The 21217-nt window shown below is 71.6% G+C and carries 19 protein-coding genes; 12 read left to right on the plus strand and 7 right to left on the minus strand.

Annotated elements, in window-relative coordinates:
• Positions 1 to 112: 112 nt before the first annotated feature.
• Positions 113 to 481 carry an antitoxin gene (locus FBY41_RS19735; RefSeq protein WP_141846396.1) on the minus strand — a complete coding sequence of 123 codons (369 nt, stop codon included), beginning with the start codon at positions 479 to 481 and terminating at the stop codon, positions 113 to 115.
• Positions 482 to 729: 248 nt separating this feature from the next.
• Here FBY41_RS19735 and FBY41_RS19740 point away from each other — a divergent pair, with 248 nt between their 5' ends.
• Positions 730 to 1488 carry an SDR family NAD(P)-dependent oxidoreductase gene (locus tag FBY41_RS19740; protein ID WP_260439932.1) on the plus strand — a complete coding sequence of 253 codons (759 nt, stop codon included), beginning with the start codon at positions 730 to 732 and terminating at the stop codon, positions 1486 to 1488.
• A gap of 107 nt (positions 1489 to 1595) precedes the next feature.
• Here the strand turns inward: FBY41_RS19740 and FBY41_RS19745 are convergent, their stop codons facing one another.
• Positions 1596 to 2738, minus strand: a complete 1143-nt coding sequence (locus FBY41_RS19745) for a GNAT family N-acetyltransferase (protein ID WP_141846399.1) — start codon at positions 2736 to 2738, stop codon at positions 1596 to 1598.
• A 455-nt stretch (positions 2739 to 3193) separates the two neighbouring features.
• On the opposite strand from FBY41_RS19745, the gene FBY41_RS19750 reads away from it, so the two are divergent.
• From FBY41_RS19750 to FBY41_RS19760, 3 genes are read left to right on the plus strand one after another with little or no spacing between them, the layout of a single operon-like run.
• Complete coding sequence (locus FBY41_RS19750; RefSeq protein ID WP_141846401.1) at positions 3194 to 4855, plus strand: hypothetical protein; 1662 nt, start codon at positions 3194 to 3196, stop codon at positions 4853 to 4855.
• A 57-nt stretch (positions 4856 to 4912) separates the two neighbouring features.
• On the plus strand, positions 4913 to 5716 hold the full coding sequence (locus tag FBY41_RS19755; RefSeq protein ID WP_141846403.1) for an inositol monophosphatase family protein: 804 nt from the start codon (positions 4913 to 4915) through the stop codon (positions 5714 to 5716).
• 7 nt (positions 5717 to 5723) lie between these two features.
• Positions 5724 to 6953: a benzoate/H(+) symporter BenE family transporter gene (locus FBY41_RS19760; RefSeq protein ID WP_141846405.1), complete on the plus strand. Its 1230-nt coding sequence runs from the start codon at positions 5724 to 5726 to the stop codon at positions 6951 to 6953.
• A gap of 276 nt (positions 6954 to 7229) precedes the next feature.
• Here FBY41_RS19760 and FBY41_RS19765 read toward each other — a convergent pair whose 3' ends face one another.
• On the minus strand, positions 7230 to 7865 hold the full coding sequence (locus FBY41_RS19765; protein WP_141822386.1) for a hemerythrin domain-containing protein: 636 nt from the start codon (positions 7863 to 7865) through the stop codon (positions 7230 to 7232).
• Between the two features lie 171 nt (positions 7866 to 8036).
• On the opposite strand from FBY41_RS19765, the gene FBY41_RS19770 reads away from it, so the two are divergent.
• Both FBY41_RS19770 and FBY41_RS19775 read left to right on the plus strand, forming a co-directional pair.
• Complete coding sequence (locus FBY41_RS19770) at positions 8037 to 9458, plus strand: esterase/lipase family protein (protein WP_141846408.1); 1422 nt, start codon at positions 8037 to 8039, stop codon at positions 9456 to 9458.
• 81 nt (positions 9459 to 9539) lie between these two features.
• Positions 9540 to 9959, plus strand: a complete 420-nt coding sequence (locus FBY41_RS19775) for a VOC family protein (RefSeq protein ID WP_141846410.1) — start codon at positions 9540 to 9542, stop codon at positions 9957 to 9959.
• A gap of 44 nt (positions 9960 to 10003) precedes the next feature.
• Here FBY41_RS19775 and FBY41_RS19780 read toward each other — a convergent pair whose 3' ends face one another.
• The 4 genes from FBY41_RS19780 to FBY41_RS19795 all read right to left on the minus strand — a co-directional run bounded on the left by FBY41_RS19780 (position 10004) and on the right by FBY41_RS19795 (position 14303).
• Positions 10004 to 10882 (minus strand): arylamine N-acetyltransferase family protein, encoded by an 879-nt coding sequence (locus tag FBY41_RS19780; protein WP_141846412.1) that lies wholly within the window; start codon positions 10880 to 10882, stop codon positions 10004 to 10006.
• 33 nt (positions 10883 to 10915) lie between these two features.
• Positions 10916 to 11941 (minus strand): Y-family DNA polymerase, encoded by a 1026-nt coding sequence (locus FBY41_RS19785; protein ID WP_141846414.1) that lies wholly within the window; start codon positions 11939 to 11941, stop codon positions 10916 to 10918.
• Positions 11942 to 12041: 100 nt separating this feature from the next.
• Complete coding sequence (locus FBY41_RS19790) at positions 12042 to 13148, minus strand: patatin-like phospholipase family protein (protein ID WP_141846416.1); 1107 nt, start codon at positions 13146 to 13148, stop codon at positions 12042 to 12044.
• Positions 13149 to 13289: 141 nt separating this feature from the next.
• Positions 13290 to 14303, minus strand: a complete 1014-nt coding sequence (locus tag FBY41_RS19795; RefSeq protein WP_141846418.1) for a sigma-70 family RNA polymerase sigma factor — start codon at positions 14301 to 14303, stop codon at positions 13290 to 13292.
• A gap of 159 nt (positions 14304 to 14462) precedes the next feature.
• Between FBY41_RS19795 and FBY41_RS19800 the strand changes: the two genes are divergently transcribed.
• The 6 genes from FBY41_RS19800 (at position 14463) to FBY41_RS19825 (ending at position 21162) form a co-directional block, all read left to right on the plus strand.
• Positions 14463 to 14801 (plus strand): VOC family protein, encoded by a 339-nt coding sequence (locus FBY41_RS19800; protein ID WP_141846420.1) that lies wholly within the window; start codon positions 14463 to 14465, stop codon positions 14799 to 14801.
• 314 nt (positions 14802 to 15115) lie between these two features.
• On the plus strand, positions 15116 to 16225 hold the full coding sequence (locus FBY41_RS19805) for a LacI family DNA-binding transcriptional regulator (RefSeq protein ID WP_260439933.1): 1110 nt from the start codon (positions 15116 to 15118) through the stop codon (positions 16223 to 16225).
• Positions 16226 to 16345: 120 nt separating this feature from the next.
• Positions 16346 to 17632 (plus strand): sugar ABC transporter substrate-binding protein, encoded by a 1287-nt coding sequence (locus FBY41_RS19810; protein ID WP_141846422.1) that lies wholly within the window; start codon positions 16346 to 16348, stop codon positions 17630 to 17632.
• 3 nt (positions 17633 to 17635) lie between these two features.
• Positions 17636 to 18550 (plus strand): carbohydrate ABC transporter permease, encoded by a 915-nt coding sequence (locus FBY41_RS19815; RefSeq protein WP_141846424.1) that lies wholly within the window; start codon positions 17636 to 17638, stop codon positions 18548 to 18550.
• 2 nt (positions 18551 to 18552) lie between these two features.
• A complete protein-coding gene (locus tag FBY41_RS19820; RefSeq protein ID WP_141846426.1) occupies positions 18553 to 19461 on the plus strand; it encodes a carbohydrate ABC transporter permease in 909 nt (302 codons plus the stop codon).
• Positions 19462 to 19539: 78 nt separating this feature from the next.
• Positions 19540 to 21162 (plus strand): glucoamylase family protein, encoded by a 1623-nt coding sequence (locus FBY41_RS19825; protein ID WP_141846428.1) that lies wholly within the window; start codon positions 19540 to 19542, stop codon positions 21160 to 21162.
• The last annotated feature ends 55 nt before the right edge of the window (positions 21163 to 21217 follow it).

Below are 21217 nucleotides of genomic sequence, written 5' to 3' on the forward strand. Positions count from 1 at the left end.
GTCCGCGCGGACCCGCTCGACGGCGACGAACCGCTCTTTCGATCGGGGCGCAGAGAGAGGCCGTATGCCGCTGGGTGGGACAGCGGCATACGGCCTCTGGGGGGTGCCGGCCTCAGCTGGGGGAGCCGGCGGGGGTGTCCTCGTCGAACGCGGAATGACGGTCGTCGGGCACCGCGGACGAAGGCGGGGTGGGAGGGGCCTTCGGGCCGGTGTTGTGCTCGACGAGCTTGTCAATGCCCTTGTCGACCGAGGCACGAACCTTGGTCACGGTCTCGGCGTGCTTGCCGCCGTTGGTCTGGACGAGCTTGGCCTCGGCCTTGTCGAGCGCCTCGTCGACCTTGGGCCGGTTGTCCTGGGCGAGTCCCGCCACGAGGGTCACGGCCTCCTTGATGACGTCGGCGACCGCGTCACCGAAGTCCTTCGCCTTCTCCTGCAGGTGGACCTCGTCCGCCTTGTGCTTGAGCTGCTCACCGAATGCCACGGTGTCTCCTTCATGCATGGCACAACCGATCGTCGTGCTCGCTGCCTCCAGAGTCGTACCCTCCGGGCCGGTTTCGCTACCGGGGTCGACCCGGATTCGACCCGGATTCGGTCCCTGAGAGCCGGGCGTCCCTCCTGCGTGTCTCGTTCGTCACACGGGCCCCGTTTGTGACGGGTAGAACTGCGTCGCAGCCGCCGCCTCGCCACGATGGAGAGAACAACAACGGGAGCCCGAACCGAATCGAAGTGATGAGCATGAACCGGCTGGATGGACGTGTAGCCCTCGTGACGGGCGCGGCGAGTGGCATCGGCAGAGCGACCGCACGGCGGCTCACCGAGGAGGGGGCGGCGGTCCTGCTGACCGACGTCAACGAGGCTGCCGGCGCGGCGGCGGCGGCAGAGCTGCGCGACGGCGGCGCCCGCGCGGAGTTCACCCGCCACGACGTCGTGAGCGAGAGCGACTGGGAGGCGGCCTGCGCGAAGGCGAAGGACCTGTTCGGCGGGCTCGACGTGCTCGTCAACAACGCTGGCATGGGCGATCTCGCCCCGATCGAGGAGACGACGCTCGCCGACTGGGAGCGCACGATCTCCATCGACCAGACCGGCGTCTTCCTCGGCATGAAGGTGGCGGCACCGCTGCTCAAGGCATCGGCTCACGGCGCGGTCATCAACATCAGCTCCATCTTCGGCACGAGCGGGGGATTCGGCACGTCGCCGGCCTACCACGCCGCCAAGGGAGCCGTCCGCACGCTGACGAAGAACGTCGCGCTGCACTGGGCTGCAGAGGGAGTCCGGGTCAACTCGATCCACCCCGGTTTCATCGACACCCCCATCCTCGACGGCGCGCGGGGGACGCCCTTCGAGCAGATGATGATCGACCTGACGCCGATGGGGCGCCTGGGTCGGCCCGAGGAGATCGCGGCAGGTGTCGCCTACCTCGCGAGCGACGACGCCGCCTTCGTCACCGGTCTCGAGCTCTACATCGACGGCGGTTACATCGCCCGCTGAGGCAAACAATCGAAAGAGCAGTTCGTCGCCCGTCCACGCGACCGCGCAGGCGCTCGGCGGCGACGAACTGCTCTTTCGATCGGACGAGGAGGGCGATGGGGGCGGGCTCAGGGGAGGAGCTCCCAGTGGAGGCCGTCGCCCCACGACCCGTCGGCGAGTTCGTCGACGGCGTGCTCGCGGCCGAACTCCCTGAAGCCGCAGCCCCGCAGCACCCCGTTGCTCGCCGCGTTGTCGGCCGCGGTCTCGGCGACGAGCCGGCGCAGACCGAGCCCGCCCTCGGCGACCGGGCGCAGCGCGTGGGCGATCGCCAGACGGGCCGCCGTCGACGCGACACCGCGCCCACGCGCACTCGGGAAGAGCTGGTAGCCCAGCTCGGCGACGTCGTCGATGGGGCCCTGCCGGTTGAAGAGGACGACTCCACCGAGGGCCCGGTCGGTCTGCGCGTCGGCGACGCACCACTCGACGGCTGTGCCCTCCGCCATCCGCTCCTCGCGCTGCAGGCGCCAGGTCGCGAAGGTCTCGCGCCGCAGCACAGAGCGCCCCGGCATCCAGTGGGTCGGGTCGTCGTCGCGCGGCTCGATCGCGTCGATGTCGGAGGCCCGCCACGGACGCAGCCGTATGCCGTCCGCCTCGGTCACCGGGGCGGCATACCAGGGCGTGCCGGCCCGGAGCGGGTCGCCGGCCGCGACGCTGCCGGTCCACGTGTCGAGGGCGGTCGGGCCCCCGTCGGGGTCGGGGTGGCTCTCGGGGATCGTGCCGTGCATCGTGAAGCCGCAGGCCCACGCGGTGCGGCGCGAGCCCCAGTTGCCGACGATGGCGCGCCAGTGGATGCGGGTCAGGGGCCGGCCCCATCCGCCGGTGTCGAAGCCGTAGCGGCAGACGAGGCGCACGGCGCGCGCCATGACCCCGTGGCCGCGAGCATCGGGGTGCAGGCCGAATCCGAGCTCGCCCACGGTGACGGAGGCACCGGGACGCAGGTCGATCGTGCCGGCGAGGCGCGACTGGCCACTTCCGTCGACCCACTCGATGGCCCAGGAGCGCTTGCCGCGGGGGTCCTGCCACGCAGCGGCGTTCTCCTGCACCCAGGTGAGGGCCTGGACGCGCGTGTAGCCACGGGGCACCGTGGTCCAACGCTGGCTCTGCGGGTCGAGGCTCTGGGTGACGATCGCGTCGGCGTCGAGGGCGGTGTGCGCCCGCAGGGTCACGATGCCGTCGGTCAGTTCGGGGGCCGGGCCGGTCTCGGTGCTCATCGGCACCACCTTGGCAGGCGCCCGTGCCGGCCCGCCACCGGGTTGTCGTCCGTGCTGCACGACGGGTTGCGCTGCGGTCTTTCGACGACGCGTCGGAGGGTGGGGACATGAAAGGCCGGGAGCCATCCCCTGCTGACTCCCGGCCTCATGTGGACCGCATCCCCTCCACAGGCTGCGAGCCGTTCCCTACGGTAGCCGAACTTTCCGGCGAGCATGCGCACGTTGCGCAATGATGGACACAGCGCAACGAAGGCAGGGGTGCGACGTCACGTCACAGGGGCGAGGGGGTCGCCGGAAGGGGTGAGGGTGCGCAGTCCCAGGGGTGTCGACGACGCACGGCCCACGCAGGCCCGCAGCCCGCGGACAGGATGCTGGCCCGCGCCGGTCCGCGCCGAGGATGACGCTGCGTTGCGTCGGTCCCGGGCTCGCGCAACACGCGACGACGGGGTGGGCCCGTGAGCCTGCTCGCCGAGATGCAGTGGGTGCTGCGCAACGCTCGTCAGCACGCCGACGACCCGGCGATGCGCAGTGCGGCCGGCTTCGCCGACGGGGGCGGCCACGCGCCCACGGTGCACCGGGCCCAGGTGGGGCGCTGGGAGGGTGGCCGGGTCGACATCACGCACGGCCTCGTGCGCCGCTACGAGACGGTGCTGGGGCTGCCGCGGGGTCAGCTCCTCGCCGCCATCGACTTCTTCTCCCGCTCGCGCAACCCGGTGCGCCCCGCGGCGACGCTCTCGCCACCGGGCGACCCCGACGTCGACACGACGCTGGCGCTGCTCGAGAAGGCCCTTGCCGACGAGCGGATGACGGGCCTCGAGTGGGACCGCCTGTCCGACAACCTCGGCCGGATGCCGCACGCGATGGTGCGAGCGGGCGACTGGGAGCGGCTGCTGCGCCGGGGCATCGAGGAGGTGAGCCTGCACCTGCACCTCGACTACGCGCAGCGGGCCGAGGCCGTCGCGCGTCTGGCCGGGCACCCCCGCAGCGGTCCGATCGTCGCCTCGATGGCCGAGGAGGTCGTCGCGAAGCCCGACGCCACCTTCTACAACGACACCCTGAGCCTCCTGCAGTTCACGGTGCACCCGCAGGCCCTGTCGATGATGTTCGGGCAGCTGCGCGACCCGACCAACAGCAGCTCGCTCCGGGCCTGCCTCATCGTGCTGACGACCCTCGTCAAGGGCACCGCGCTCGACCGTGACGTGCGGCTCGAGGCGGCGCGCCTCGCCGTGCGACACCTGCGCGACCCCGACCAGCCCTACCGCGTCCACCGCGGCGCGGCGAACCTCATCCGGTCGCTCGGCCCGTCGGGCACCCACCGGCTCGCGACGGTGCTGACGGCCGAGGACCGCCGGGTGGCCGCCTCGATCATCCGCGACGGCCGCGCGGTCAGCGCGCACGCGATCCGTGAGGCGCAGAAGCGGGTGCGGGCTGCGCTCGACCTCGGCGAGGGCCACACCCTCGCGCGCGAGCCCGTGCTCAGCAGGCTCATCTCGACCGCGCTCGGCGAGACCAACGAGGAGGACCGCTCCAACGCCCTCGCCATCCTCATGATCTCGCCCCAGAGCCGCGTCGTCGGGCGGGTGCACGTCGCGGCCCTCGTCGAGTCGCTGCGGCGCTTCGACATGGTCGCGGCCCACGAGAGCCTCGCGGTCCTGACATGGATGGGGCAGGCCGCCGACCTCGACCTCTTCGAACGGCTCGCGCTCGGGGTCAAGACCCCGGCCGACGTGGCGCAGGAGGCGGCATACGTCGTCGGCAACACCCCTGAGCCCCCGACCCGCCGGCGTGACGAGCGGGAGGTCGCCTTCGCCGAGCGCATCCGGGCCGTGGCGACTGCGGGCGCAGCGTCCGCGGGCGCAGCGTCCGCGGGCGCGGCGTCGGAGTCGACGGCGACGGCGACGGCGGAGTCTCCGTCGGCGGAGGGTCTCGACGCCACGCAGGACCGGCTCCGTGGCCTGTCCTACGTGCTCGGCATGCGCGGCCGCTACGACCTGCTGCGCGAGGTGCGCGACTCGCTGCCCGCCCCGCAGGTCGCGGGCGCCCGCGCCGACGACCCGGCGCGAGGCATCCTCGAGTGGTGGCTCGAGCTGCCCGCTCACATCCGCCCGCTCGCGTGAGCTCCCGGCAGGCGGAGCGGTCGGGGCGCCACGACCGGTGACCACTACCTTGGGGGTGTGGATACGGATGCCGTGCTCGCCCTCCTGCAGGACGTCGCCGCCGAGGTGATCAACCCCCGCTTCCGTGCCCTCGCCGACGGCGAGATCCACGAGAAGAACCCCGGCGACCTCGTCACCGACGCCGATCGTGAGGCCGAGGTGCTCATCACCGCGGCCCTCGTCGCTGCGTACCCTGACTGCGTCGTGCTCGGTGAGGAGGCGCACTCCGCGGACCCGTCGCTCATGGAGCGGTATGCCGCCGCCGACCACGCCTTCACCGTCGACCCCGTCGACGGCACGAAGAACTTCGTGCACGGCTCGAAGGACCACGCCGTCATGGCGAGCGAGACTCGCGACGGCGAGGTCGTGCGGGCCTGGATCTGGCAGCCGCAGCACGACCTCGGCTACGTCGCCGAGCGAGGGGGTGGCACGTGGCGCCACTCGGCCGCCGGCGTCGAGCGGCTCGAGGTGACGCCTCCGTCCGAGGCCGGCGACCTGCGTGGACGCACCTCCCGCCGCGCCTGGGTCGGACGGTCGCTCTCCGGCCTCGCGCCGATGGCCCTTACCTGGGTGTCCTGCGGCATCGACTACCCCAAGCTCGTCGAGGGCGAGGCCGACTACGTGCTCTACCACTCCGCCGCGCCGTGGGACCACGTGCCCGGTGCACTGCTGCTCGCCGAGGCGGGTGGCGCCGTGGGCACGCCCGACGGCCGTCCCTACAGCCCGCGCGACATCGCGCCCCCCGGTCTCGTCGCCGCCGCCGACCACACGGCATACGAGCGCGTATGCCGTGCGCTCGCCTCGAGCGACCACCTGACCTGAGGGCTCGGTGACCTCTTCACCCGCTGCGGAGGCGGTGCCGCACGCCTCGACGGGTCACGCCGTGCTCGCGGGTGTCGTGTGCGGGCTTGTCGGCTTCACGAGCTCGTTCGCCGTCGTTCTCACCGGACTGCAGGCGGTGGGTGCGAGTGCGGAGCAGGCGGCGTCGGGGTTGCTCGTGCTCTGCGTGACGATGGGCCTCGGGTGCGTGCTCTTCTCCTGGCGGCTGAGGATGCCCGTGACGATGGCGTGGTCGACGCCGGGTGCTGCGCTGCTGGTTGCGGCGACGGTGCCGGCAGGCGGATTCGCCTCTGCCGTGGGAGCTTTCATCGTGTGCGGCGTGCTGCTCGCGCTGTGCGGCCTGATCCGGCCGCTCGAGCGTCTCGTCGAGTCCATCCCCGTCCCGCTGGCGAGCGCGATGCTCGCCGGGGTGCTGCTGACCCTCTGCGTCGCGCCGTTTCGGGCCGTCGTCGCCTCGCCTGCCGCGATCGCGCCGGTCATGGTCGTGTGGTTGCTGCTCGTCGCGTTTGCCCGCCGGTGGGCCGTCATCGGAGCGCTCGGTGCGGCGGTCGTCGTCATGGCGGTGACGGGCGTCTTCAGCTCGCTCGACATCGGGCAGCTCTCTCCCGCAGTGACTTTCGTCGCCCCGACGTGGGACGTCACTGCCATGGTCGCCATCGGCCTGCCGCTCTTCATCGTCACGATGACAAGCCAGAACATCCCCGGGATCGCGGTGCTCGGCTCCTTCGGCTACCGCCTCGGCATGCGCGCGCCGCTGCTCTACACCGGCGGCGCGAGCGCCCTCGGGGCGCTCGGGGGAGGGCACGCGATCAACCTCGCCGCGATCTCGGCGGCGCTCGCGGCGGGGCCCGAGGCACACCCGGACCGCAACCGCCGGTGGATCGCCGGGGTCTCGTGCGGGCTCACCTACCTCGCCTTCGGACCGCTCGCGGGGATCGTCACGGCCGCGGCGCGATCGGCGCCCGAGGGTCTCATCGAGACGATCGCCGGGCTGGCCCTGCTCGGAACCTTCGCTGCGTCAGCCGCGGCCGCGCTCGCCGACCCGGCGTCGCGCGAGGCCGGTGCGGTGACGCTCGTCGTGGCGGCGTCAGGAGTCACCATCGCCGGCGTCGGCGCTGCCTTCTGGGGGCTGCTGGCCGGCGTCGTCATGCTCGCTGCGCTCGCGGTCGAGCGCCGCAGGCGCACCCGACACCCGCAGCCGCCGGCCGCAACACCCTGACCACCCGGGCCGCGACGACGTCACCACCCAGTCGAGTGCTCAGTTTCGGACGGGGCTTCGGCGTGGGGAAGTGGGCACTCGACGGGGAGGTGGGTCGAGTGCTCAGTTCCGAACGGGGCAGCGGGCGTGGGGAAGTGGGCACTCGACGTGAAGGTGGGTCGAGTGCTCAGTTCCGGACGGGGTAGCGGGCGTGGGGAAGTGGGCACTCGACGTGAAGGTGGGTCGAGTGCTCAGTTTCGGACGGGGCTTCGGCGTGGGGAAGTGGGCACTCGACGGCTACTCCTTGGCGGCCGAGGGGGAGGCCTTCTTCGAGGCTGCCTTGCGGGCCGGCTGGGCGGCCTTGGTCGCCTTCTTCGCCGCGCGGGCAGCCCGCTTCGCCGTGGCCGAGGTCGTCGCGCCCTTGCGGGAGGCGACGTAGCGCTTGGGGTCCTTGTCGACCGGGCTCACGCCCGAGGCCGCCTTGAGCGACTCGTAGCGCAGGAACTGCACCGCGATCTCGTGCCGCAGCTCGAGGCTGGCCCGCTGCCGGAAGTCTGCGAGGTCCTGGCGCTCCTCCTCGCCCATGTGGTCGCTGTTGTGCACGTTCGCATCGATGACGCCGGTCCACCACGCCGCCGACCCCGTCTTGCAGCGTGCGACCTTGCGGATGGCGGCCCGCAGCTCGTTGTGGTCCTTGACCGCGTCCTCGACCTCCTCGTCGACGGACTCGGCGTCAGCGCCCCCGGTGCCGAGGCGGAGCAGCTCGGGATAGAAGAACTGCTCCTCCGCCTCCGCGTGCGTCTCGAGCAGGATCGCGAGGCGCGTCCAGATCGCCGCCAGCCCCTCGTGGTCGTCGCGCGGCCACTCCTCGAGCATCGCGAACATCCGGCGCTGCTCGTCGTGCTGGTGTGCGATCACCTCGGTGATGTCCACAGGTGCGGTCTCCTTGTCTCGGGGGCCCCGGATCGGCTGGCGATCAGGTGGGATCAGGTGGGGTCTCAGGTGGGTCCACTCTGCACGACGTTGCGCGTTTCGGGTATCACCGGCGACACCGCGTGCCACCGTTGACCAGGACGTTCACCTCAGTGCAGGAGGCGGTTGGTCATGACGAGCAACGACCTGGTCGTGGTGCTTCCGGGGATCACCGGCAGCACCCTCGGCGTGAGAGGTGCCGACGGCTCGCCCGCCAGCGCGAACCTCATCTGGGCTCCGAGCGCAGGCGCGGTGTGGAGGCTGCTGACCGGGGGCAACTCCATCCTCAAGAAGGCGCTGCCCGCGGGCATCGGCGACGCCGCGCCCGACGACGGTGTCGAGCCGGTCGCACTCATGCCCGACGTGCACGTGCTCCCCGGCATCTGGACCCCGATCCGCGGCTACGACGTCCTCATCGACGCGCTCGAGGCGCTCGGCTACAAGCGCGACAACGGGGCCAAGCCACCCAACCTCATCGCGTTCCCCTACGACTGGCGCCTGTCCAACCGCTACAACGGCGAGCGGCTGAAGACCGTCGTCGAGCCGGCCCTCGAGCGGTTGCGCGCCCAGGGCGGCGCCTCGGCGGACGCGCGCATCGTCTTCGTCGTCCACTCGATGGGTGGCCTCGTCGCCCGGTGGTACATCGAGAAGTGCGGTGGCGCCGAGGTGACCCGCAAGCTCATCACGCTCGGCACGCCCTGGCGGGGCGCGACCGGTGCGCTCGAGCAGCTCGTCAACGGGGTCAAGAAGGGGATCGGCCCGCTCAGCATCGACCTCACGGCCTTCTCGCGGAGCATGCCCTCGCTCTACCAGCTGCTGCCGGAGTTCGCGTGCATCAGCACCGCTGGGGGCTACGCCAAGACGACCGAGGTCTCCGTGCCCAACCTCGACACGGCGATGGTCGCCGACGCGATGGCCTTCCAGATGGACCTGCAGTCCGCCGAGTCGGCCCGTGCGGCGAGCCGCGACATGACGCACATGATCGTGGGCATCCGTCAGCCGACGGCGACGACGGTCGAGCTCTCCGGCGGCAAGGCCACGGCCTACCAGAACTTCGGCAGCGACAACGACTACGGCGACAGCACCGTGCCGCTCACCGGTGCCGTCGGTCTCGGCGAGGCCCTGGACACGAACATCGTCGTCCGGGTGCCCGAGCAGCACACGAACCTCCAGTGCAACCAGTTCGTCCTCGACCAGGTGCAGGAGATCCTCACCGCGAAGCCGGTGCGCCGCCGCGAGCTGAAGTCGGTGTCGGTTCGCGCCTCGGTGCCCGACCTCGTGACGCAGGGCTCCGGCCTCAAGGTGGCCTTCGACCTCGAGGCCGACGACCCCGACGCCGATCCGCCCAAGGTGCCCGTCACCGTCACGGTGCGCAGCGCCAAGGGCAAGGTGCTCGCCACGGCGCAGCCCACGCTCCGTGGCGGCCACGGGGTCACGACCTTCGACGACCTCCCTCCCGGTACCCACACGGTCACGGTCGACGGGTCGACACCGTCGTCCCTCGTGCGCCCGGTCACCTCCACGGCCGTCGTGTGGCCCAAGCCGGTGACCTGACCCTCTCGAGCGGGCTCGAGATGCGACCGCTGTCGGTGGTAGGTGCTTGAGTGGATCAGCACGCGAGACAAGGAGATCCACATGAGTGACACCGCCCGTGAGACCGACGCCACGGTGAGCTTCGACTGCATCGCCCTCGACTGCGCAGACCCCGCCGGGGTGGCGCGCTTCTACGCCGACCTCCTCGGCGGCACCGTGAGCGGGGAGGGTGACGACGACGGCGAGTGGTACGACGTGCTGTGGGACGGGCCGCGCATCTCGACGCAGCTCGCCCCGAACCACGAGTCGCCCGACTGGCCGCGGGGGCAGCAGCAGGCGCACCTCGACTTCGTCGTCGCCGACATCGCCGCAGCGCACGAGCGGGTGCTCGCGCTCGGCGGCACGGCCCTCGACCCCGTCGAGCCGCCGCGGCCCGCACCCGAGCGGGGGTTCCGCGTCTACGCCGACCCCGCGGGCCACCCGTTCTGCCTCTGCCGACCGACCAAGGACGCCTGGGGCTGAGCAGCGCCCGGCCCACCCTCCCCGTCGCCCGATGCCGTATGCCGTCAGGGCAGCACGATGCCGAAGTGCTCGGACAGCGCTGGGGCCACATCGCTCTCGGCGAGCTCGACCTCGTCGCGCCGACCGTGCGTCGTCGTGATGAGGCGACACCCGCTGAGGGTCACTCGCCCGGTCGGCGTGAGCCGCGAGGCGACCCGCTGACGCGTGAAGTGGCTGTCCGGCGAGGTCTGCTGCCAGAGGTTGCGCGGCTCGAAGTCCGAGAGCCGGTGCGCGGTCGTCGTGAAGACGTACTGCGTCTGCCACTCGCCGGCGTCCTGGGCCTCCGCGTCGTCCTGGTCCTGCGCGCTCCCGGCACCGTCCGCGCGATCCCCGAAACGCCTGGCGCGGCGGCGCTCGCGATAGTGCCACTCGCCCTCGACCTGGGCGAGGCCGACGTCCTTGCCGGGCTCGTGCGCCTCGATGCCGTCGCGCAGGGGCAGCGGGTCGATGAAGCCGTCGCCGAAGCCGACGTCGGCCAGCACCGCGGCGCCCAGCTCGGGCGAGGTGACGACGAGCGCGAGGTGGTCGAACTCGTCGGTGAGCCCGCCCTCGGCGGTGGCGACCCGGGCGGAGACGAGGTCGACGGCATACCCCAGCGAGCGCAGCAGCGCGGCGAAGAGCCCGTTCAGCTCGTAGCAGTAGCCGCCGCGCTGGCGGTCGACGACCTTGGCGAGCAGGGAGGCGAGGTCGAGCCGGATCGGTCGGCGCAGCGCGATGTCGAGGTTCTCGAACGGCACCCGCACGAGGTGGGCACGGTGCAGTGACGCCAGGGCGCCGAGCGTCGGCGCCTCCGGAGCCGCCACCCCGAGGCGCGCCAGGTAGGCGGCCGCCTCGCCGGGCCGGAGCGAGTCGGTCGCCGCGTCAGTCGTCGTCGAAGAGGTCACCCCGCCATGGTGTGACCTCAAGGGGGCTCGAGGTCAAGACGGTTCCGCGGGCGGGAGGGGCAGGGTCACTCCGACCATCGTCACCCCCCGCCCGTCCCACTCGTAGGCCGTCTGCTCGAGCAGGCGGGTGGCGGTCGCCCCGACGACCTCGGGGTCGACGGTCGGGGAGGGGAGCGGCCCGCGCTGCTGCACGTGGGCACCGTCGTCGTAGCGCACGAGGACCTCGATCCGCCGGGGCACGCGCGGAGCTCCGTCGAGAGCGACCACCCGGTGAAGGGCCCGGCCGACGCACTCCTCGAGGACCCCCTCGACCGTGGAGCGGGTGCGGGTCGACGGCAGCGAGCGGCTCGCACTCACCGAGCGACGTGGCCCCGGCAACCGGATCGTCGCGTCGTCGGTGCCGTCGGCGATCGAGAGGAGCCGGCGGGCCATGGCAGTCGTCACGATGCGCCCGAGGTCGTCCTCCGACCACCCGTGCAGGTCGGCGACGACGTGCAGGCCCGCGGCGTGCAGACGCCTCCAGGTCGTCGGACCGACACCCCAGAGCTCGTCGAGACGCAGGCGGGGCCGCACCCGTGACTCGAGCTCGGCATCGACGACGACGAGCCCGTCGGGCTTGGCACGCCGGCTCGCGAGCTTGGCCATGAGCTTGGTCCGGCCCACGCCGACCGACACCGGCAGGCCGAGCTCCGCGCGGGCGACGGCGCGCAGGGCCGCCGCCATGCCCCCGGGGTCGCCGCGGTCGCGACCCGCGACGTCGAGGAAGGCCTCCTCGATCGAACCCGGCTCGACGAGTGGGGTGAAGCGCCGGAAGATCTCGAACAGCCCGGCCGAGGCGGCCTCGTAGGCTTCCGGGCGGTAGCCGGTGACGAGCACGTGGGGCCATCGGCGACGCACCCGGCCGAGCGGCATACCGGCATGGATGCCGAGGGCGCGCGCCTCGTAGGAGGGGCAGGCGACGACCTCGTGCGCGACGACGAGGGGCCGGCCGCGCAGGCGGGGGTCGTCACGTTGCTCGACGGAGGCGAGGAACGCGTCGGCGTCGGCGTGCAGGATCACCCGACCACTGTGACGCGCACCGCTGACAGTGCCGCGCCGCCGACAGAGCAGCCAGCGCCGACGACGCCCGACGGCGCCGACGACGCCGACGACGGCAGCGCTAGTAGCCCGCCTGGTCGAGGGCCTCGCTCGCGAGCCGCCGCCCGAGGTCGATCATCTCGGCCGCGCGGTGGAAGTCGAGCGTGCGCACCGCGTTGGACGGCACGGTGATGAGCACGTCGGGCGGGTTGCTCGCCATCCGGTAGCGCGAGATGAGCGCCGACATCGTCTCGAACGACATGTTGAGCAGGTCGACGAGCCCGATGTCGGCGTTGACGCGCAGCAGGGCGTCGGTCGGGGTCTGGGTCGTGTCGACCGCGAGGTCGGCGCTCGCGGCCGCGGCCACCGAGATGCCAGGCCGCGCCGCGGGCCCCTCGGCGGCGGGAGCCCGCCCCTCTGGTGCATCCGTGAGGTGCACGCCGTCGGGGGCGAAGGCCGCGGGATCGAGGTGGTCGGGCTCCTCACGCGCGTGGGTGAACCGCCCGGTGATGGCCCGCACCCGCTCCGAGTCGAGCACCTCCGCCGCGCTGCGCCGCAGCCGGGAGGTCCACTCCTCGCGCGGCCGCTGCTCCGACGAGGCCTTGACCGGGGTGGCGGTGGCCCCCGCGGCCCGCATGCCGGAGAGGGAGACCGCGATCGTGAGGTCGGCGGCGGCCGCCGCGGTGGGCTCGATGGGGACGGGGTTGATGAGCCCGCCGTCGACGAGGACCCGGCCGTTGATCACCGCCGGGGTGATGACGCCCGGGATCGCGATCGAGGCCCGGATCGCCTTCTCGACCGGTCCGCGCTGGAACCACACCTCGCGTCGGGCGTTGATGTCGGTCGCGACGGCGGTGAAGGGGATCGGCAGGCTCTCGATCGTCGCACCGTCGAGGATCTCGCCCACCTTCTGGATGATCCGCTCGGCCCGGATGGCGCCACCCGGTGCGGTGATGGAGAGGTCGAGCAGCCGCCACACCTCGCGCTGGCTCAGGCTGCGAGCCCACTCGGTGTAGGCCTCGAGCCGGCCGGCCGCGGTGACGCCGCCGACGAGCGCGCCCATCGACGTGCCGGCGATCGCGACGACCTCGAACCCGCGCTCGCGCAGCACCTCGATGACACCGATGTGCGCGTAGCCCCGAGCGCCCCCCGATCCGAGGACGAGTGCAGCGCGTGCTCCCTCAGCCACCCTCCGACCCTACGACGGGCCCGTTGGTCGGCGCAGGCGCATGCGCGTCACGTCTCAACCTGACACGAACCCGCGACCCGAGGCCGTCCGATGCCACCCCACGCCACTCGACGCCACCCGGCGCTCACGACGCCCCCACGCTCACGACGCGCCCGGCGCCTCGCCGGGGCGCGGCTCGCGCAGGTAGGTGAACTCCGTCGTGGTGAGCCACTCCCGGTCGGCGATGAGCTCGATGCCGGTGACCCGCTCGCCGACCACGGTGAAGGAGAAGGCGACCTTCGGCTCGCCGCGCAGCGTCCACACGGCCCCGACCTCGCCGATCCCGCCCGCGTCGTCGGTGCCCAGGACCGCGAGCCGGGCCGACCTCGCGCCGCCGTTGAAGACCTCGGCCACTCCGGTGCGGCCGCGCACCAGCGCTGCCGCACCCATCGCCGCGGCGGCCGGGTCGGCGCGCATGACGACGTCGGGGTCGAGCAGCTCGAGCAGGGCGGCGAAGTCGCCGGCCCGTGACGCCGCGAGGAACGCCTCGACGACGCGGCGCTGGCGGGCCCGGTCGGCGTCGCACTCCACCTGTGCCGATCGCACCCGGCGTCGGGCGCGGCTCGCGAGCTGTCGGGTCGCCGCGGGGGAGCGGTCGACGATGTCGGCGATCTCCTCGAAGGGCAGGCCGAAGAGGTCATGCAGCACGAAGGCGAGCCGCTCGGCCGGGGTCAGCGAGTCGAGGACGAGCAGCAGGGCGACACCGACCGAGTCGGCGAGCTCGGCCTCCTCGGCCGGGTCGGGGGCCACCGTGCGGTCGAGGTGCAGCCGTCCGTCGCGTGACTCGGCGACCAGCTCCGAGAGCTCGCTGTCCCAAGCGTCCTCGCGCCGTGCGCTCCGGGAGCGCAGCATGTCGAGGCTGATCCGGGCGACGACCGTCGTCAGCCAGCCGCCGAGGTTGTCGACCTGGCTCGCGTCCGTGCGCCCGAGCCGCAGCCAGGCCTCCTGCACGGCGTCGTCCGCGTCGCTCGTCGAGCCGAGCACGCGGTAGGCCACCCCCCGCAGCCGCGCACGGTGCGCCTCGAAGTCCCGCACCACCCAGTCGTGCGAGTCCTCGCCGCCGTCTCCAGTGCCTTCGCCGTCGCCGGTGTCGTCGCCCCGTTGCGTCGTGTCCATGAGCCGTCCCGTCCGTGGTGTCGCGTCACGCCGTCACATTCTGCGCCCGGCATCCGTCACACCTCTGACGAGCCGCAACCGCCGGATGTGACATCGCCCCGGCAGCCCGCCGCACCCACGGCCCAGCAGCCGTCATCCACCGATCACGAGGAGCAGGACATGACCGCAGTCGACACCATCATCTTCCCCGTCGCCGACCTCACGGCCGCCAAGAGTGTCTTCACGACGCTGCTCGGTGCCGAGCCGCACACCGACCAGCCCTACTACGTCGGCTACAACGTCGACGGGCAGGAGTTCGCGCTCGACCCCAACGGGCACCGCAAGGGCCTGCGCGGCACCGTGCCCTTCTGGCACGTCGACGACCTCGACGCCTCGAGTGCGGCCCTCGTCGCCGCGGGAGCCTCCGTCGTGCAGCCCCCGACCGAGGTCGGCGGAGGCCGCCGGACGACGGTCATCGCCGACGCCGACGGCAACCAGTTCGGTCTCATGCAGGGCTGAGTCGCCTCCGGCGGAGGAGCCGGTATGCCGTCCGGTGGGCACCGCGCCCGCCGGGCGGCATACCTGTGCCTGGGGTGGCGCCACGATCCACGAAAGTGGCTGGGAGACAACAGAACTCGCCTGTGGCGTCGTCGGGCCCACACGGCGCAGCACGGTCCGATCCGAGCCTGCTCGCGAGACGGGGGGTTGCGCAATCCGGACGACATGGGCACCATGGGGAGCGATGTAAGCGCTTACACCCCGTCATTCGCCGGGATCGGTGGGTACGGAGAAAGCGCATTCACGACTCGACGACGAGACGAAGGAGGCGGCACGTGGCGACGACCCCACGCCAACGGCCCGAGCGGGCGGCCCGCCCGTCGACACCGTCCACCGCCTCGATGCCCGACCCGTCCACGCCGGGGGCGACGCCCGCTGCCGGTGCGACGATCTACTCCGTCGCCGAGCGGGCAGGGGTGTCGATCGCGACGGTCTCGCGGGTCCTCCAGGGCCGGGCCGTCGTCTCCGAGGCCACCCGCCAGAAGGTGCTCGAGGCCGTCGACGCCCTCCACTACGTGCCGCTGGGCGCCGCGCGCAGCCTCGCCGTGCGCCATCACGAGGCCTACGGTCTCGTCATCCCGGAGCTGACCGGCCCCTACTACTCCGAGCTGCTCATGGGCTTCGAGACGCGGGCCGCCGAGCTCGGCCAGAGCGTCATCCTGCTGCTCGCGAACGGCAAGAGCGACGTGCCGAGTGCCGTGGGCCACCTCGCCACGAGGGTCGACGGCATCGCCGTGCTCGGCTCGGCCGCCGTGCCGCCCACCCTCACCCGCGCCCTGCGCGGCCGCAAACCCGTTGTCGTCATTGCCGGTTCGTCGTCCGACGTGCCCGGTGGCGAACGCGTCGAGCTCGTTGCCGCGGAGAACGTCCACAGCTCCGAGCAGCTCACGGCCCACGTCCTCGACCACGGCCGCTCACGCCTGCTCTACGTCGGTGACCCGGCCCCGGCGCCCGACATCTCCGAGCGGTATGCCGGCTTCGTCGCCGCGCACACCGCCCGCGGTCTCGACCCGGCCGAGCCGGTGCGCGTGCCCTTCCTCGAGAGCGAGGGCGTCGCGGTCGCCGACCGCATCCTCTCCGGTGAGCTCGAGGCGGACGCACTCGTGTGCGCCAACGACGAGCTCGCGCTCTCGATCATGACCCGACTGCAGGACGCCGGCCGCGACGTGCCCGGTGACATCGCCGTCGTCGGCTGGGACGACGTCATGACCTCGCGCTACGTCCGTCCGGGCATGACGACGGTCCGCCAGCCCGTGCACGAGCTCGGGGTGCTCGCCGCGGAGCGGCTCCACCAACGCGTCGACGGCGCAGCGCCGCTGCCGGCCCCCGTCGTGCTGCCGACCGAGGTGGTGCTGCGCGGCTCGTGCGGCTGCGCGACCCCCTAGCCCCTCACCGGCGTGGCAGCACCCTGCCAGGCCTCCCCCCGATCCCTTCGACCCCTGCCGACGCCGAACCCACCTCCACAGGCCCCCAGCCCTCGTGGCACCCAGAAAGTGAGACACCCGATGAGACGCACCACCGCCATCACCGTCGCCTGCATGACCGCCGCCGCCCTCACCGTGACCGCTTGCGGTCGCAGCTCCGACACGGGCGGGACCAGCGCCGGACAGACCGGCGCAGCCGTCAGCACCGGAGCCGCCAAGGGCACCATCACGATGTGGGCCATGGGCGCCGAGGGGGACAAGCTGCCCGAGCTCGCCAAGGACTTCGAGGCGGCCAACCCCGGCGTCAAGATCAACGTCACCGCCATCCCATGGGACTCCGCGCACGACAAGTTCACGACTGCCATCACCGCCAACAAGACGCCTGACCTCGCCATGGTCGGCACGACGTGGATGGGCGAGTTCGCAGGCCTCGGCGCTCTTGACCCCACCCCCGCGCAGATCGACAAGTCCGTCTTCTTCGACGGCGCCCAGAAGACGACCGAGGTGAACGGCACGTCCTACGGCATCCCGTGGTACGTCGAGACCCGCGTCCTCTTCTACCGCTCCGACCTCGCGAAGAAGGCCGGCTACGACGCCGCCCCGACCGACCAGGCCGGGCTCAAGGAGATGGCCAAGGCCATGCAGACCAAGGCCGGGGCCAAGTGGGGCATCGGCCTGCAGGCCGGCGGCACCGGCTCGTGGCAGACGCTCATGCCGTTCGCATGGTCCAACGGCGCCGACCTCACCAAGGACGGCGGCAAGGCCTACAACTTCGACAGCCCGCAGGTCCTCGAGGCGACGAAGTACTACCAGTCGTTCTTCACCGACGGAATCTCCGACAAGGCCGCGCCTGCGACGCCGACGACCGAGCCCGACTTCGCGAGCGGCAAGGTGCCGATGTTCATCTCCGGCCCGTGGATGATGTCCGCGGTCGAGAAGGTCGGCGGCGCCGGCTTCAAGGACAAGTACAACGTCGCGCCCATCCCTGCGGGCTCGGCCGGCTCGTCGTCCTTCGTCGGCGGCTCGAACCTCGCCGTCTTCAAGAACACCCAGAACCGCGACACGGCGTGGAAGTTCGTCCAGTGGCTCGCCGACCCCAAGGTGCAGGCGAAGTGGTACTCGTTGTCGACCGACCTGCCCTCGGTCAAGAGCGCGTGGCAGGACCCCGCGCTCGCCGCCGACAAGAAGCTCGCCGTCTTCGGCAAGCAGCTCGAGACCGCCAAGGCCCCGCCGTCGTTCTCGACGTGGGAGCAGGTCGTCAACCAGTTCGACACCGAGCTGGAGAAGGTCACGAAGACCGGTTCCGACCCCGCTGCCGCCCTCAAGACCGTGCAGCAGCAGGCGGACTCCATCGGGACGGGTCAGTAAGAGATGACCACCCAGACCGTCTCCCGTCGGCCGGAGCGTCGCTCCGGCCGACGGGAGGGGCGAGCGGCGTGGGTCCTCGCGATCCCGTTCTGCCTGCTCTTCCTGGCCTTCACCGCCTGGCCGGTTGTCCAGTCGCTCTTCATGAGCATCACCGACACCAAGGCGCGTGACCTGCGTTCCCCGTTCTCGGTGAACATCATCGGGCTGGACAACTACACCAAGGCGCTGTCCGACCCGGTCTTCCGCAGGGCCGCCCTCAACACGGCGTACTTCGTGCTCATCGGTATGCCGCTGACGCTCGTCCTCGCGCTCGCCGCGGCAGTCGCGCTCGACAAGGGGATCACCCGGTTCCGCTCGATCTTCCGGCTCGGCTTCTACACCCCGGTCATCACCTCGATCGTCGCGGTGGCCGTCGTCTGGCGCTTCCTGCTCCAGGACCCGGGCGGCCTCATCAACACGGCGCTCGGGTGGGTCGGCATCGACGGGCCGAACTGGCTCGGTGACCCGAACTGGTCGATGCCCGCCCTCATCATGATGGCGTCCTGGCGCAACTTCGGCACGGCGATGATCATCTTCCTCGCCGGCCTGCAGGCGGTGCCGCCCGAGCTGCATGAAGCCGCGGCCATCGACGGCGCCGGCACGTGGCGGCGGTTCCGCCACATCACGATGCCTCTGCTGCGACCGACCCTGCTCTTCGTCATGGTGACGACGGCCATCGGCTACCTGCAGTTCTTCGAGGAGCCGTTCGTCATGACGAAGGGTGGCCCGCTCAACAGCACCATCTCGCTGTCGATGTACACCTACAACCAGTTCGGCTACGGCAACTACGGCCTCGCCTCGGCGATGAGCTACCTCATCTTCATCGTCATCGCGATCGTCACGGCCGTGCAGTTCCGCCTCCTCCGAGAGAGGACATGACCATGTCCGTCGACACCGCTCCACGCAGCGTCGCCCAGCCGTCACGTGACGACCAGCCCGCCGGGCGTCAGCCCCGTGCCGGCATGGTCGGCTCGGGCCACGGCGGCCACTGGTGGCTCTACCTCATCCTCGTCGTCGCCCTCGTGGCCGTCATCGCCCCGTTCGTCTGGATGATCCTCGGCAGCTTCAAGAGCGAGGGCGAGCTGCGCCAGGTGCCGCCGACGTGGTGGCCCGAGACGGCCTCGCTCGACAACTACACCCAGCTGTTCAGCCGGCTCAACTTCGGGCAGTTCTTCTTCAACTCGGCCGTCGTCGCCGTCGTCGTCACGGTCGGCAACCTCGTCTTCTGCTCGATGCTCGGCTACGCCCTGGCGATGCTCGACTTCAAGGGCAAGAAGGTCATCTTCGTCGCCGTCATGGCCACGCTCATGATCCCCGGCGTCGTGACCTTCGTGCCGCTCTTCGTGCTCGTCGCGAATGCCGGCCTCGTCGACACGCTCCCCGGCCTCTTCCTGCCCTTCCTCGTCAGCCCGTTCGGTGTCTTCCTCATGCGCCAGTTCATCATCGGGCTGCCCAAGGACCTGCTCGACGCCGGCCGCGTCGACGGCGCCGGTGAGCTGACGATCTTCGCCCGGATCATCATGCCGCTCTGCGGCCCGGCCCTGGCGACCCTCGGCATCCTCACCTTCCTCGGCAGCTGGAACAACTTCCTCTGGCCGCTCGTCGTCGCGCAGTCCGAGGAGAAGTACACCCTGCCCGTCGCGCTCGCCCTCTACTCGACGGGGCAGAACAGCACCAACTACGGCCTGCTCCTCGCCGGGGCCACCGTCGTCATCATCCCGATCCTCCTCATCTTCCTCATCTTCCAGCGGAAGTTCATCGAGGGCATCGCCACCACCGGCCTCAAGTGACCCTCGTCTGAGGTCCGCAGTCCCATCGACCGACCCCTCGACGCAAGCGTGAACCGACCCAGAAACGGAGCACAGCCCATGTCAGACCCCACCCCCACCCACCCCGCCCAGGACCGCCCGGCGACGACCCGTCGCGCGCTCCTCGTCGGTGGCGCCGCTTCCGTCGCGGCCTTCGCCCTCGCCCCGGCGCCCGGTGCCGCTGCAGCGTCACGAAACGCCCCGGCATACCTGCGTGGGTCGGCGACCCTCGCCCTCGACAACGGTCGCGTGCGCACCTGGGCGGCCGACACGTGGCGCAGCCTCGTGGCGATGACCGACCCGAGGACCGGCCTGCCCGCCGACAACATCCCCGAGTCGCTTGCCGCCGGCGACCGCTCCGGTTACACCTCGCCGACGAACATCGGTGGCTACCTCTGGTCGACCGTCGTCGCCCGCGAGCTCGGCATCATCACCCGTGGCGAGGCGTCGGCCCGCCTCATCCGCACCCTCAAGACGGTGGAGCGGATGGAGCACCACACGCCGAGCGGCATGTACTACAACTGGTACGACGAGGCGACCGGCGCCGTGCTCTACGAGTTCCCTGGCAGCGGCGACCGGATCTATCCCTTCGTGTCCAGCGTCGACAACGGCTGGCTCGGGGCGGCCCTTCTCGTCGTCATGAACTCCGACCGAGCTGCGTCGGTGTGGGCGAGGCGGATCTTCGACCGGATGCGCTGGGACATGTTCTACGACACGAACGTGGCGCTCAAGCCGGGGCTCATCCACGGCGGCTTCTACGACGCGCCCCCGCCTCCCGGGTTCTCCGGCTACACCGGCAACCACATCGGCATCGGCCCGGACGTCTGGTACACCAACCACCACTACGACACCACCGTGTCGGAGACGCGCATCACGAGCTACCTCGGCATCATCACCGGGCAGATCCCGGGTGCCCAGTACTACGCGATGTGGCGCACCTTCCCGGCCACCTGCGACTGGTCCTGGCACGAGATGCAGCCGGTGGGCGAGCACCGCACCTACCTCGGCGTCAACGTCTACGAGGGTGCCTACACCTACCGGGGCATGCACATCGTGCCCGGCTGGGGCGGCTCGATGTTCGAGGAGCTCATGCCCGACGTCTTCGTCGACGAGGCAGCCTGGGCGCCGAACTCCTGGGGACGCAACCACCCGCTCCACGTGCGAGCGCAGCGCGAGCACGGGCTCATCGAGGCCGGCTACGGCTACTGGGGCTTCTCCCCGTCGAGCAACCCCGCAGGCGGCTATCGCGAGTACGGCGTCGACGCCTTGGGCCTCAACCCGGAGGGCTACTTCTCCGACCAGGAGAAGACGAACTACGACGTGGGCTTCGGCGACTGCCGCCCGGCGACGAACCCGTCGCCGACCTACGGTGACGGCGTCGTCACACCGCACGCGTCGTTCCTCGCGATGATGCACGAGCCGGCGCAGGCCTTCACCAACCTCGCCAACATCCAGGCCGACTTCGACTCCTACGGCCGTGGCGGCTTCTTCGACGCCATCGCGGTGACGTCGGGCACCGTCGCGCGCCGCTACCTCTCGCTCGACCAGGCGATGGTGATGGGCGCGATCGGCAACGTGCTGGGGCGCGACGTCATCCGGCGGGCCTTTAGCACGCCGGCCGTCGAGAAGGTGCTCCGGCCCGTCATCGGCATCGAGGAGTTCGGCGCGAGCCCGACCGCCTGACCTCCGGCACCCGGCGCGCTGACCCGGCGCCTGACCGGCACCGGGGACGGCACCC

This window comes from Humibacillus xanthopallidus (genome assembly GCF_006716675.1).
Lineage (GTDB): Bacteria > Actinomycetota > Actinomycetes > Actinomycetales > Dermatophilaceae > Humibacillus > Humibacillus xanthopallidus_B.

What these genes read in the sequence shown, in the direction of transcription:
- FBY41_RS19815 (WP_141846424.1), top strand. Translation starts at nt 17,636, where the DNA reads ATGACCACCCAGACCGTCTCCCGTCGGCCGGAGCGTCGCTCCGGCCGA.
- FBY41_RS19775 (WP_141846410.1), top strand. Translation starts at nt 9,540, where the DNA reads ATGAGTGACACCGCCCGTGAGACCGACGCCACGGTGAGCTTCGACTGC.
- FBY41_RS19740 (WP_260439932.1), top strand. Translation starts at nt 730, where the DNA reads ATGAGCATGAACCGGCTGGATGGACGTGTAGCCCTCGTGACGGGCGCG.
- FBY41_RS19810 (WP_141846422.1), top strand. Translation starts at nt 16,346, where the DNA reads ATGAGACGCACCACCGCCATCACCGTCGCCTGCATGACCGCCGCCGCC.
- FBY41_RS19825 (WP_141846428.1), top strand. Translation starts at nt 19,540, where the DNA reads ATGTCAGACCCCACCCCCACCCACCCCGCCCAGGACCGCCCGGCGACG.
- FBY41_RS19795 (WP_141846418.1), bottom strand. Translation starts at nt 14,303, where the DNA reads ATGGACACGACGCAACGGGGCGACGACACCGGCGACGGCGAAGGCACT.
- FBY41_RS19820 (WP_141846426.1), top strand. Translation starts at nt 18,553, where the DNA reads ATGTCCGTCGACACCGCTCCACGCAGCGTCGCCCAGCCGTCACGTGAC.
- FBY41_RS19770 (WP_141846408.1), top strand. Translation starts at nt 8,037, where the DNA reads ATGACGAGCAACGACCTGGTCGTGGTGCTTCCGGGGATCACCGGCAGC.
- FBY41_RS19800 (WP_141846420.1), top strand. Translation starts at nt 14,463, where the DNA reads ATGACCGCAGTCGACACCATCATCTTCCCCGTCGCCGACCTCACGGCC.
- FBY41_RS19745 (WP_141846399.1), bottom strand. Translation starts at nt 2,738, where the DNA reads ATGAGCACCGAGACCGGCCCGGCCCCCGAACTGACCGACGGCATCGTG.